Genomic DNA, 13,465 nt, shown 5'->3' with positions numbered 1-13,465 from the left:
ATTCCGAGGGGAAGAGGTTGAATTTTTATATGAGACGATTTCAAAAAACAAGTATCCTCCTTCTTAGCTTGGCCCTAACTTTAGTAACCTCTGGTATACATAATGTGGCATATGCTGCTGAGGTACAGGAGCTTCGCATTAAAGTAGGCAGCAAGAACGCGGAGATCAACGGTTCCGCGCAGACCATTATTCAGCCATATCAGACGCATGGTGTCACCATGGTCCCGCTCAGTATATTCAAGAAAGCGTTCGGGGCCGATATCAAGCTTGGGGACGGTAACACGGTTAAAATTCTAAAGGGCAAGCACAGTATCTCTCTCACGCTCGGCAGTCCTGTAATCTGGGTAGATGGGCGCAAGATCAGATCCGAAGCTGCTCCAGCCATGCTTAATAATACATTTATGGCCCCTCTTCGGATTATCGCAAGCAGCATAGGGGCTTCGGTGAGTACAGGAGAAGGCGGACAGATTGTGGTCCGGCTGAAGACTGAGGAAGGCGCAGAGCCCGCCGATAATGAAGGTATAGATACAGATACCGGCAAGACCCGGATTGGCAACAGTTATTATGGATGGTCGATGCAGTATCCAAGTGGGCTGATCCCTGGGAACAGTAGCGATGAGAGCGTGGCTACCTTTTCCGATAGCGAAGGTACCTACTATCTGGAGATTTATGCGAGGCCAAAGATGAGTGAGACTGCGGACATGGATACCCTGCTCGATACGCTGCTCACAAGTGCCAGTAACAGCGGGGAGACCGTGCTGGATCAGCAGACTTTCGAACAAGCAAGGAATCCTTATGCAAGAATTATAACTATGGATGACGACGACTCCATCTGGCAGGAGCGGGCTTATTATGGGGGAGGCCGGATATACACCTTGTACCTGGCTTCCCGAACTGCAAAGTCCTATAAGGATATGCAGCAGTATGATGCTCTGTTAGATACCTTTGAACCAAGGTTCGATTCTTCGGACAAATCAGTCAAAGATCTATCTACAGTTACGGACGGAATGGTCGAGACCTATAATGAGGACTTTGGATTATCTCTGCAAATTCCTGTTGAGTGGGACGCGGACAATTCGGATAGGGTGTTCAGAGGCAGGAATGGGGAATCCCTGAGTATTCATGTGGCTTCAGCCCCTGCGGGTCTAACCCTGGACAGCTGGGCCGGTCAGCTGCGGGACCAGCATAAGCGGACCTTCCTTCCAGATGCGTATAAATGGGGAACTGCCGTTCAGGTCGAGGCTTCGGGCGACAAGGCACTGCTCCAGCAGGCCGAGTATACTTACGGGAATGGCTGGTATCAAGAGAAGCAGCTGATGCTGATTAACGGAGGATACCGGTATCTTATTGATTATACCGCTCCTAAGGAGCTTGGGTCAGGGACAGATCGTTTCCAGAACATTGTGGATTCGCTGGATATTGACTTTGAAGGCAATTCCGAATTTTTTGGCAAGCTGGAGGATCGCCGTTTTCTGCTGGATACTACCCGAACTGTAAAAAAATCTTCGAATCGCTATCATTACACGGTGAACATTCCGCTGTACTGGACAGCGGTAAATGAGCGCTACGATCAGTCCCAGGCTGAATACCAGTTCCCGGGCGGAAGCTTTGAGCTCGAAGCGAGCAGCACCCGCGATCTGGATCTGGCAGTCTGGCAGCTGAAAAACTATTTTAACGAAGCTGCGAAGATTACCCGGGACTTTTCGCTGCAGGGCATAGAGAATGTCACATTGGCCGGTGTGCCAGCTACGGTGTTCCGCATCCATCAGACTGTCAAGGGTGTGCCGCAGTCCAAGCAAGTGATACTATTTAGTGATAGTGACGATCAGGTGTACCAGATTACAACTACTTTAAATGATACGAACAGTACCCCTGAGCAGAAGGCGGCGCTTGAGACGGCAGTGAAGTCTTTTGCCTGGATGAAGTAGGTCTTTTGGCTAATATCGATAAGCAAACGACTTATTACAAGGTAACCGAATACTACCATAAGGGCCATAATATCCTTGGATATTCATGGTCCTTTTGTATCTCTATAGAGGTTTTGCAACCAGTTTTATTTTTGTTATGTAAATTAATTCCTGTAAACCTTACAAGCAATGGAATACAATGGGAACAATGCATCAGGTTCTTAAGAACTATCTAGCAGAGGAATTCAAAATCAGGAGGATGAAGAATGGGAAAGAAGACTCGTAGTGCAGTCGCTAGTGTGTTAGGTCTGAGCTTGATACTAAGTTCCTTGGGAGCTGCTTCAGCGGAGACAGCTGCAAAGAAAGATTACGCTGGACATTGGGCGGAGAAGCAGATTCAATCATGGCTCGATAACGGAAGCCTGCATGGATTCAAGGACGGTTCAGTTAAGCCGAACCAGACTATCACAAGAGCTGAATTTATTGCTTTTATTAATCGTACTTTTGCATTCACGGATACAGCAGATGTGAAATTCACAGACGTGGCCGCATCCAGTTGGGCATATACAGAAGTAGCAAAAGCGGTGAAGGCGGGTTACATTACAGGATACGCAGATAATACGATTCATCCGAATGCTCCAATTACCCGTGAAGAAGCAGCGGCTGTAGTATTCAAAGTACTCGGACTCCAAGAAGGTGATGCTGGGGCATTGAAGCAGTTCTCCGATGTAAGCCAAATAGCAGCATGGAGCAAAGGCAGTGTGGCTGCCGCTGTTGAGAAGAAAATTCTAAAGGGTTACCCGGATGGAACTATCGGACCTGCCCGTTCACTTACACGAGCTGAGGCAATCACGCTGATAGACTCAGCACTAAGCAATAGACAAGTGGTTACAACCACTTACGATAAAGCAGGTACATATGGAACACCAGATCAGAAGCTGGTCATTGAGGGCAGCGTACTTATTTCCGCACCAGGCGTTATTTTGCAGAATGTCGAGATCAAAGGCAATCTTACACTAGGACAAGGCATCGGCAGTGGAGATGTAACTCTCAAAAATGTAACAGTCCACGGAACTACCAACGTTCAAGGTGGAGGCGAGAACTCCATTCATTTCGTTGACTCTGTTCTCGTTAAAGTGGTGGTAGACAAGAAGGACGGCACGGTCCGGATCGTAGCAGAAGGTTCTACACAAGTTGAGAATGTAGTTGTTCAGACTTCAGTGAAACTGGAGGAGAGCGGCGCAACGGGTAAAGGCTTCAGCGATGTCCAGCTGTCCAAAGTGCTGCCCGCTAATGCGAAAGTAGTGTTGAACGGTACGTTTGAGGATGTCGAAGTATTTGCAGCATCTCTGTCTGTACAAGTGGCAAGAGGTTCTATCGCTAATCTTAACGTGGACAAGAATGCCGGCAGCTCATCCATTGAACTAAGCAGTGAAGCCAAAGTCGTTAAGCTGGTTCTGGACGCTGTAGTCAAAGTCGTTGGCGGTGGACAAGTTCAGACTGCAGTGGTGAACGACGGAGCGAAAGGTGCCTCTTTTGACAAAAAGCCAGCAAATGTTGAGGGAACACAAGGCGGCAGCGTTACTGTAACCACACCTCCTGTTGTATCTACCCCTTCAACGCCATCTACAGGTGGAGGAAGCAGCGAGACTTCTACACCAATAGCAATCGCGACTAAAGCTGTAGAAAAGGCTGAGGAAAGCAAAGCTCAAGCGGATGTAGACGCAGCCAAGAAATTGGTAGATGCATTGCCAGCGGGAACAGCAAAGACAGGGCTGGAAGGCCGGGTTAGTGCGGTTCAAAAAGCAATTGATGCAGCAGCGGCAGCAGAAAAGGCAGTACAAGATGCAACTGCAGCGGTAGTACAGGCTGAGGAAAGCAAAGCTCAAGCGGATGTAGACGCAGCAAAGAAACTGGTAGATGCCTTGCCAGCGGGAACAGCAAAGACAGGGCTTGAAGGCCGGGTTAGTGCGGTTCAAAAAGTAATTGATGATGCAGTGGCAGCTCTAACAAAGTATCTAGAAACAGCATCTCAGCACGATTATGGTACTGCAACGAACTGGTTGGATATCAAAGAGTTGTCCGTGGCAGGGGCTACCGTAACAGCTGATTTCAGTAAAGATGGTGTTACAGCTGGAATCAAAGGTATTTTTGATAAACTGGTAACAGACGAGAATGGTCAAATTACAGGAGCAGACGGCCAGAAAAAGGATGCAGTAGTCTACGCGATTGATTCCTACGTAATGAATACGTTCGCTAGATACGTAGGGGCGTTCGGACATGATACGGCTAGCCCGATCGAGAAGGTAGTATTTAATGGTAAAGAGTATACTTGGCAAGAAAAGAATGGAGTAGGCAGCGGCTACCTAGCGGGTAGTAACTGGAAAGATGCAGATGGGAAAACTCTAGTGTCCGCAGTAGTAGCTAACCAGAACAGCTCAATTCGTGAAGTAGCTCTTAAAGTTGTCGATAAAGATGAGAATTCCATCAACGTAACATTTAAGGCAGCTGCTGTTCCTGCAAAATCAGCTATGGATGTTATTTTACATCCAGCTCTTACAGAGTATTTAGCAACAGCGACACAGTACAGTTACAGTGGTACGGCAACAAACTGGTTGGATATCAAAGAGTTAACTGCAGCAGGAACTACCGTAACGGCAGACTTCGGTAAAGATGGTGTGACAGCGAGTGTTGCTGCTGGAATCAAAGGTATCTTTGATAAACTGGTAGTAGAGAATGGTCAAGTTACAGGGGCTGACGGCCAGAAAAAGGATGCAGTAGCCTACGCGATCGACTCCTACGTCATGAACACCTTCGCAAGATATGTTGGAGCATTTGGGCACGATACTCCTAATAGCCCTGTGACAAAGATAATTTTTGAAAATAAAGAGTATACTTGGCAACAAAAGGATGGCGGCGGCTACCTTGCAGGCAGTAACTGGAGAGATGAACAGAAAAATACTCTAGTATCTGCTGTTGTAGCACAGCAAAGTACATCGATTAGTAAAGTTGTTCTTAAAGTAGTAGATAACACGGGGAAATCGATCGATGTAACGTTTGAAGCAGTTAAGGTGCCTACAGTTGAAACTATGAAAGTTTACCTAGGTCTCTCACAAAACTAAACCCAATTAAATAGAACTGCTAGATGTGATATGCTCCCCTTACGGTGGACAGGTGAATGTTAGGTGAACCTGTGGCTGTAGGGGGAGTTTTTTGTGGGGAAGATAAAAATAACGGGTAGCATGAACATCATCACTTTTGAAGGGTTTCTATGCTCATATCGCCAGCTCTTTTTCTTTCCACTAGAGCATTCCCCCGATTTCTGATAAACTATATTAGTTACACTGACGTTGACGGAATTACGACGAGATTACAAGGTTATACTTCAAATATATCTGATCGGTTAGCCGATCCAGGAGGACATAGATGAGCAGTACAGCATTAACAAGACAAGACGTGGAGCTGCTGGCACCCGCTGGGGATTGGGATTGCATGCGTGCCGCAGTGGCGAATGGGGCAGATGCGATTTTTTTCGGCGTGGAGAAGTTCAATGCGCGGGCGCGGGCGAATAATTTCCGGATGGCCGAGCTGCCGGAGATTATGGCTTATCTTCACAGCTACGGGGTCAAAGGCTTCCTAACCTTCAATATCCTCGTGTTCGAGAATGAGTTAGCCGATGCCAAGGAACTGATTGAAGCCTGTATCGATGCAGGTGTGGATGCGGTGATCGTGCAGGATTTGGGCCTGGTAAAAATGATCCGTGAGATCTCTCCAGACTTCCCGATTCACGGTTCAACACAAATGACGATCACTTCTCCGGAAGCCGTCGAGTTCACCAAACCCTTCAATATGGAGCGCGTGGTGCTCGGCCGCGAGAATAACCTGAAGCAGATTCAGAAGATTGGCGAACAGGCCAAGCTGCCGATGGAGGTATTTGTTCACGGAGCACTCTGTGTGTCCTATTCAGGCCAGTGCCTGACCTCGGAAATGTGGGGCGGACGCTCGGCGAACCGTGGTGAGTGTGCTCAGGCCTGCCGCCTGCCTTACGACCTGATGGTCGATGGCGAGATGAAGCCGATGGGCGATGTAGCCTATCTTCTGTCTCCCAAAGATCTGGCTGCGGTTGACATCATGCCGGAGCTGATCGAGGCAGGCGTAACTTCCTTCAAGATTGAAGGACGGATGAAGAGTCCGGAGTATGTGGCCAATGTGGTCAGCAAATACCGCAAAGCGATTGATCTATATTTTGATGGTAATGAAGAGCGTATATCCAAGGAGGAAATCCGTGAGCTGCAGCAGAGCTTCTCGCGTGGGTTCACTCATGGATTCTTAGAGGGTACGAATAATAAGCAGCTTGTAGAGGGGACTTTTCCCAAGAGCCGCGGCGTATATCTCGGCCGGGTGGAGCAGATTCTAAGGGATGGCGTCGTCTGCCGCCTGGATGCTCCGGTGAAGCGTGGGGACGGGATTGTATTTGATGCCGGAGACCCGACCAAGAAGGAAGAGGGCGGACGCGTCTACGATCTGCGACGTAAAGGCGTGAAGATCGAAGGGGAAGCTGGCGAAGGCTGGGTTATCGACATCATTCCTGGCCGTAATGACGTAGATCTGCGCAAGCTGCATGTGGGCGACCGGATCTGGAAGACGAGCGACCCGGCTCTGGATAAGCGGATGCGTCAGACGTATGAGACGGAGAAGCCATACCGGGTGTTCCCGGTGCGTGTTCGGGCAATTGGACATCCCGGTCAGCCGCTTGTGACTTTCTGGACCGATGTCCAGAAGGGGACTACAGTGCGGGTGGATTCCGAGATGGAGCTTGAAGTGGCGCAAAAGCGTCCGATGGACCATGAACTGCTGGAAGAGCAGTTCGGCCGCCTTGGCGGCACGGTGTTCCAGCTCGAAGAGCTGGACACGGAACTGCATGGCGACGTGATCGTGCCTATGCGCGAGCTGAACAGCATCCGCCGCCGTGCGGTGGAGCAGCTTGCCGGCGAGCGTCCCAAGCCGCCCGTGTATGTGAAGCGGGCGGTCGAGATCTACGGCGACGCGGTGAAGTCCGCGCAGCCGATCCCTCGCGGTCAGGCGAAGCTGACCGCGCTGTGCCGCAGCCTGGATCAGGTGCAGGCTGCGCTGAAGACCGGCGTCGACATGATCTATGCCGACTTTGAATTTATCAAGCAGTTCCCGGCAGCGGTAGACGCCGCTCGTGCAGCAGGCAAGCAGATCGCGCTGGCAACACCGCGCATTCATATGCCTGGCGAGAACGGATACCATAACAACATCCTGCGTCTTCAACCGGACGCGGTGTTGGTACGCAACACGGGTGCGCTGTATTTCTACCTGCGCAACCGGCTGGAGAATCCTTTGGCGCCGCAGCCTAAGCTGATTGGGGACTTCTCGCTCAACATTGCCAACCATAAAGCGGTCGAATTGTTCCTGGAAGCGGGAATCGATACGGTAACTCCTTCCTATGACCTGAACATTCAGCAGATGGTTGATCTGCTCGGCAAGAGCCGTACTTCGGAAATGGAGATCGTGATTCATCAGCATCTGCCGATGTTCCATACGGAGCACTGCGTGTACTGTACCTTCATGAGTGAGGGTACGGACTTTACGAACTGCGGACGGCCATGTGAAGATCACCGTGCTTCCCTTCAGGACCGGATCGGCATGTCTCACCCGGTACGAGTAGACGAAGGCTGCCGGAATACCGTGTATAATGCGATCGAGCAGTCTGGCGCGGAATATTTGAACCACTTCCTCGAATCGGGAGTGCCCAGCTACCGGGTAGAGTTCCTCGAAGAGACACCAGAGCAGGTGCTCGAAGTCATTGATTTGTATACCCGTGCGCTGCGGGGAGAGATCAGTGGAACGCAGGTATGGAAGCAGCTTAAAGCGACGAACCAGCTCGGGGTTACCCGTGGACAGCTGGTGAAATAAAATAACGGACTAGAGAGACAGCGTGCTTCTGTCTCCAATCACAAAGTCAGGGCCGCCCTTTTCAAGGGGCGGCCCTTTTGATATTGCATTTCAACTCGAACCCGTGATTCCATACCCGCTTACCTTACTCTGCTTACCTTACTCTTCATTCTATACTCTTTTTTTCACACTCCACTCAAACATACCTCTGCTTACCACACTCCACCGTCCACTTTTCACATTCTGTATTCGTTCCCATTCCGCATTCATTCACTTTTCAAGTTCATTCACTTTCCATGCCCGGAAGCCTTCTTATTTCTCGTATTCCTGCCTGCCCTTCCCGGATTTAAGGGTCCTGCCCTAGATGTGCCCACTCACCCCGCCCAATGTCGGGTCATATACTGCTTGAAATAGAATTACAAGGAGAACTGACAATGATAAATTATCCTGCAGGGTATGATATACGACGAGTTGGAGCAGTGCAGGTCCTAGATCGCAAGATTGGAGATGTAACAGGAGATGGGGTGCCGGATACAGTAACTCTTACCGGGCAGCCGGGGGATGCGGGGAGCCCTTATATTACGGATATTACCTTAATTGTCCACAGTTGGGGAGACCAGCAGACATACCGGGTTCCGCTTCGCAACAATGCAGGTTATCAGCCTACATTGTTTTTGGGGGATTTTACCGGGGACAATACCTCCGATGTACTGGTGCGCATAGATTCGGGAGGTTCAGGTGCGATCACCTTTGATTATGTCTACACGTTCACGGGGGGACAGCCGCGGCTGTTGTTCGACTCCGAGCAGTACAATAAGCAGTGGAGTTATACCGTAGATTATTTGGACTTCTACAGGCTTCAAGTGAATAGCCCGCATTCCGGTACAACATATACCGTGGATATCTCATCTCGGGGCAAGGAATATTTGGACCAGATCTACAATCCGGATGGTACCCTCAAAAAGCCGGTTCAAGGCTTTGTAGACCCGCTCAGCGGCCTTTACCCGATTGATCTGGAGCGTGACGGAACTTATGAGCTAATGGCACTTCAAGGGGTTAGCGGACTTTATCATGCAGACCGTTTCGGTTATATCACTAATTTGCTCAAGTGGAATGGGAGCTCCTGGGAGCTCACGCAGCAGTGGTTTTCTTTTCTTGGATAATCCGATATGACGAAGGTCATCAATCCCCCCCACTCCATACTTCATGCTTGGTTCGGAATTAATTCATACAAGGCGCGTACATCACAACCGATAGTATCGGCAGCTGATATTGCAACTTTGAGTGGCATTACTCTTTTGTTTTCTATATAGTCATACACTCGCTCGGGCTTGAAAAGCAGTTCTCTGGCCAGCCATTCCGCGGACTTCCCGGCTTCCATTAATCGTTCATTCAGCAAGCAGCGTCCAAGTTCAAATTTCAAGAAATCATGACCTCCCGCGTAAGATAATATTTAAGGGTGTCCACTAAGTGTGTGGATATACTTTATTGGTTCACAGCTTTCTGGTTACTATTCAATTGGTCCTCCGGTAATTTACTTACAATAAATTATATCACTGATCTCAATCCTTTTTCTGTTCCCCTAAAATACGAACATTGACACTAACACGTGGGTATCATAGACTGGAATTAAGCTGTTTAAAATGATTCAGTGTAGAGCAGTTTGCCTCTATTTCTTTATAATCTCAGTTGGCGGAGCGGTCAGAACCAGATGCTCCGTTTTTTGAGGTGGATGATGTACATCAATGTATTTTGGAGGAATCTTTTTTGAAGCAAATGATAGATGAATGGAGACACGTATTTAAGCTGGATCCGGACAAGGTCATCTCAGATGACGATCTGGAGGCGGTGTGCATGTCAGGTACGGATGCCGTCATGATCGGCGGCTCCAGCGGGGTTACCTATGACAATACCGTAGACCTTCTGTCGCGTGTCCGGCAATACGAGGTTCCTTGTGTACTTGAGATCTCGGAGCTGGATGCGGTAGTCCCAGGGTTTGATCTGTATATGATACCTATGGTGCTTAACACCCGCGGGGCGGAGTGGATTATAGGCCGGCATCAGCAGGCCATCGAACGTTATGGGTATATAATTCCTTGGGATCTTGTTGTCCCGGAAGGTTATATCATACTTAATCCGGAGTCTACAGCAGCCAAGATCACAGGGGCGATTAGCGGTCTGTCCATCTCCGAAAGCGCGGCATACGCGCAGACGGCGGACAAGCTGATGTCCCTTCCGGTTGTTTATGTGGAATATAGCGGAGCCTTTGGTGACATGGAGTTGGTCTCCACTGTGCGCAGATCCCTTTCGAGGTCCCGTCTGTTCTACGGCGGTGGAATCACGGATGCTGGGACAGCGCGCCTGGCCGCAGATGCAGCCGACACGATCATCGTGGGCAATATCATCTATACGAACCTGCCCCAAGCCCTTACCACCGTATCCGCGATAAAAGACAATAACTAGCCTAAAGCGATTCCCGCAGGGAGAGCGCTCCTAGCACACAGTAACACCCAGCAACAACCAAGCATCGCCCCGGGCCCTGCACAAGCCTAAAGGGATTCCGCAGGGAGAGCGCTCCTAGCACACAGTAACACCCAGTGCCACCGAAGTATCATCTTCGAGTCCCGCCCTAATGTAGCGTGTCCCGCAGGGACGACAAGCGGTTCCTTAATCACAACAATCTCATTTTATATATAGCAGTTCTCACAGCCCAAAGACTTTCAGTAACAAAATACCGCCACAATTCAAGCGGGTCTCGCAAGGGACGGCAAGCGATCCCAAATCCCAGCCTAACCAAGTACCTGTACCCGTTCTCATTCGCCCATTCCGGGTGTCCAGAGGGCGTAGCCCTTGGGGCCCTCCTGAAGGTTTTCCCAAGGGAAAACCACACCGGAAGCATATGCTTAGGAAGGGAGGGTTTGGGAAGGTAGATTCCCCCGAAAGGATGTTCACAATGATTGACATAGAGCAAGCAATTAACAAGCTTAACCCTCAGCAAAAGGAAGCCGCACTGGCAACAGACGGCCCGCTCCTGATTATGGCCGGCGCAGGAAGCGGCAAGACCCGCGTACTGACGCACCGCATTGCGCACTTGATTGCGACGCGCAAGGCAGCGCCGTGGAGCATTTTGGCTATTACTTTTACCAATAAAGCCGCTAGAGAGATGCAGGAAAGGGTCTCCAAGCTCGTCGGGCCGCAGGGCCGTGACATTTGGGTATCCACCTTCCACTCCATGTGTGTGCGTATTTTGCGCAAGGATATTGAACGCATTGGATTCACATCTAATTTCTCGATCCTGGACTCTACAGACCAACTGTCAGTCATCCGGAATTGTATGAAGGAGCTTAACGTCGATCCGAAGAAGTTCGAGCCCAAAGCCGTTCAGGCCATGATCAGCAATGCCAAGAATGAGCTGGTAAGTCCTCAGATGTATGAGCAGAAGATTGGAGATTATTTCGAAGGTATTGTGGCTAAAGTGTATACCATGTACCAAAAGCGTCTCAGAAACAACAACTCCCTTGACTTCGATGATCTGATTATGAAGACGATTGATCTGTTCAAAGAGGTGCCGGAAGTGCTGGACTTCTACCAGCGCAAATTTCAATATATTCATGTCGATGAGTATCAGGATACGAACCGGGCCCAGTATATGCTCTGTAAAATGCTGGCCGACAGCCACCACCGCATCTGCGTGGTAGGGGATAGCGACCAGTCCATTTACCGCTGGCGCGGAGCGGATATCAGCAATATCCTCAACTTTGAAGAGGACTATCCTGAAGCAAGAACCATCCTGCTCGAGCAGAACTACCGCTCAACTTCGAACATCCTGAACGCGGCCAATGAGGTCATTGGCCTGAACACTGGCCGGAAGCCGAAGAGGCTGTGGACCGACAAAGAAGGCGGGGCCAAGATCAAGGTATATCGCGGCGATTCCGAGCATGACGAAGGGTATTTCGTGGCTTCGGAGATTCATAAGAACATTAAGATGAACAAAAGCTACGGACACCATGCGATTCTATACCGGACGAATGCCCAGTCCCGGGTTATCGAGGAAATTCTGATCAAATCGGACATTCCATATCAAATCGTGGGCGGCATCAAGTTCTATGATCGTAAAGAGATCAAGGACATTCTGGCCTATCTGCGCCTTCTATCCAATCCGGACGATGATATCAGCTTGACCCGGGTTATTAATGTGCCGAAGCGGGGACTTGGGGATACTACAGTGGCGAAGCTGGCTGCAGCTGCGGCAGAGCGCGGAACTTCCATTTACCGTGTGCTGGAATATGTGGATGACCTTGGTTTTGCGGGACGGACACGTAATAACCTGGTGGATTTCTTCGACATGATTGCGGGTCTTCACCGGATGGTGGAGTATTTATCCGTTACGGAGCTTACCGAGAAGCTGCTGGAGATGACTCAATACCGGCTGGAGCTGCAGAACGAGAATACGATTGAATCGCGCTCCCGCCTGGAGAATATTGATGAGTTCCTGTCGGTAACTATGGAGTTCGAGAAGAATAACGAAGACAAGTCTCTCGTCTCCTTCCTTACGGATCTAGCCCTAATCGCCGATATTGACAGCATGAATGACTCGGAAGAAGAGCAGAGCGATGCGGTTGTTCTGATGACCATGCACAGTGCGAAGGGTCTTGAGTTCCCGGTAGTGTTCATTATAGGCATGGAAGAAGGCGTATTTCCGCACAGCCGCGCATTCCTGGATGAGGAAGAGCTCGAAGAGGAACGGCGTCTGGCTTACGTAGGAATTACACGTGCGGAAGAGCAGCTCTTCCTGAGCTGTGCTCAGATGCGGACCTTGTTCGGCCGGACCACGGCCAATGCGCCATCACGCTTCCTGAATGAAATTCCCGACCAGTACAAGGAAGATACAGACATTGCACGTGACCGTTATCGCCGCGGGGCTAATGTAGGCGGCGCCTACGGAGGCCGTGGATTTGGCGGCAGCGGTGGAGGCGGCAACTTTGGCCGCCGGACGGAGGGCAGCACGGCGAAGGCAGCGCCAACTGCGTCCCGGGTAACGGTCACGACAGGTGCGCCTGGCGCGGTACAGGCTAAGCCTACCGGAGCAGCGGGCTCCGGAGACTTCAAGGCAGGCGACAAAGTGGCTCATGGCAAGTGGGGCACCGGCACCATTGTGGCTGTCAAAGGCTCTGGCAATGATATGGAGCTCCAGATTGCTTTTCCAGCTCCTGTAGGCGTGAAGCGTCTGCTTGCTGGATTTGCGCCGATTACGAAGGTGGAAGCCGAATAGAGTCTATACCGTAACAGCTATGTAACAGTGTTTTTGACATGAGAGGCGTGCTATTGGGCGGCGGGTGATTCTGGTCACCAGTGTCCAATAGCCGTATATACATATATTTATCAATCGTTATGGGAGGGTGCCCTGCATGGATCCAATGCATTCAATGGAGCAGCTTGTGGAGGAGCTGAATAAGTATAACTATCACTACTACACGCTGGATAATCCACTAGTCAGCGACAAGGAATATGACGTCCTCTATGACAAGCTAGTGGCGCTTGAGGCGGAGACCGGAGTGACACTGCCCGATTCCCCTACCCAGCGGGTGGGAGGCGAATTGCTGAAAGGCTTCAAACCGCATCGTCACTTAACCCCCCTC

General features: G+C 50.2%; 8 protein-coding genes (1 of these 8 running past the window's edge). 7 read left to right on the top strand and 1 reads right to left on the bottom strand.

The features are described from left to right. Positions 1 to 29: 29 nt before the first annotated feature. From LDO05_RS16290 to LDO05_RS16275, 4 genes are all read left to right on the top strand, one after another. On the top strand, positions 30 to 1,928 hold the full coding sequence (locus LDO05_RS16290; protein WP_251376357.1) for a copper amine oxidase N-terminal domain-containing protein: 1,899 nt from the start codon (positions 30 to 32) through the stop codon (positions 1,926 to 1,928). A 245-nt stretch (positions 1,929 to 2,173) separates the two neighbouring features. Next, entirely contained in the window at positions 2,174 to 5,029 is a 2,856-nt protein-coding gene (locus LDO05_RS16285) for an S-layer homology domain-containing protein (protein WP_251376356.1), read from the top strand. 304 nt (positions 5,030 to 5,333) lie between these two features. Next, positions 5,334 to 7,847: a U32 family peptidase gene (locus LDO05_RS16280; RefSeq protein WP_251376355.1), complete on the top strand. Its 2,514-nt coding sequence runs from the start codon at positions 5,334 to 5,336 to the stop codon at positions 7,845 to 7,847. 413 nt (positions 7,848 to 8,260) lie between these two features. Beyond that, positions 8,261 to 8,989: a VCBS repeat-containing protein gene (locus LDO05_RS16275; protein WP_251376354.1), complete on the top strand. Its 729-nt coding sequence runs from the start codon at positions 8,261 to 8,263 to the stop codon at positions 8,987 to 8,989. 41 nt (positions 8,990 to 9,030) lie between these two features. On the opposite strand, the gene LDO05_RS16270 is transcribed toward LDO05_RS16275, so the two are convergent. Then, on the bottom strand, positions 9,031 to 9,249 hold the full coding sequence (locus LDO05_RS16270; RefSeq protein WP_251376353.1) for an XRE family transcriptional regulator: 219 nt from the start codon (positions 9,247 to 9,249) through the stop codon (positions 9,031 to 9,033). A 344-nt stretch (positions 9,250 to 9,593) separates the two neighbouring features. Here LDO05_RS16270 and pcrB point away from each other — a divergent pair, with 344 nt between their 5' ends. From pcrB to ligA, 3 genes are all read left to right on the top strand, one after another. Beyond that, on the top strand, positions 9,594 to 10,289 hold the full coding sequence (pcrB, locus tag LDO05_RS16265; protein ID WP_481856999.1) for a heptaprenylglyceryl phosphate synthase: 696 nt from the start codon (positions 9,594 to 9,596) through the stop codon (positions 10,287 to 10,289). A gap of 481 nt (positions 10,290 to 10,770) precedes the next feature. After that, positions 10,771 to 13,098, top strand: coding sequence for a DNA helicase PcrA (gene pcrA, locus LDO05_RS16260; protein WP_481856998.1), 2,328 nt, complete (start codon positions 10,771 to 10,773; stop codon positions 13,096 to 13,098). 136 nt (positions 13,099 to 13,234) lie between these two features. Beyond that, on the top strand, positions 13,235 to 13,465 hold the 5' portion of the coding sequence (gene ligA / locus LDO05_RS16255; RefSeq protein ID WP_251376351.1) for an NAD-dependent DNA ligase LigA. Its footprint extends 1,782 nt past the window's final position; 231 of the gene's 2,013 nt are visible here — the first part of the coding sequence; the start codon lies at positions 13,235 to 13,237; its stop codon lies off the right edge, out of view.

The sequence above is a fragment of the Paenibacillus sp. YPG26 genome (genome assembly GCF_023704175.1).
Taxonomy (GTDB): domain Bacteria; phylum Bacillota; class Bacilli; order Paenibacillales; family Paenibacillaceae; genus Fontibacillus.
This window is presented reverse-complemented; position numbering and strand designations above follow the sequence as displayed.

What these genes read in the sequence shown, in the direction of transcription:
- LDO05_RS16290 (WP_251376357.1), top strand. Translation starts at nt 30, where the DNA reads ATGAGACGATTTCAAAAAACAAGTATCCTCCTTCTTAGCTTGGCCCTA.
- LDO05_RS16285 (WP_251376356.1), top strand. Translation starts at nt 2,174, where the DNA reads ATGGGAAAGAAGACTCGTAGTGCAGTCGCTAGTGTGTTAGGTCTGAGC.
- LDO05_RS16280 (WP_251376355.1), top strand. Translation starts at nt 5,334, where the DNA reads ATGAGCAGTACAGCATTAACAAGACAAGACGTGGAGCTGCTGGCACCC.
- LDO05_RS16275 (WP_251376354.1), top strand. Translation starts at nt 8,261, where the DNA reads ATGATAAATTATCCTGCAGGGTATGATATACGACGAGTTGGAGCAGTG.
- pcrA (WP_481856998.1), top strand. Translation starts at nt 10,771, where the DNA reads ATGTTCACAATGATTGACATAGAGCAAGCAATTAACAAGCTTAACCCT.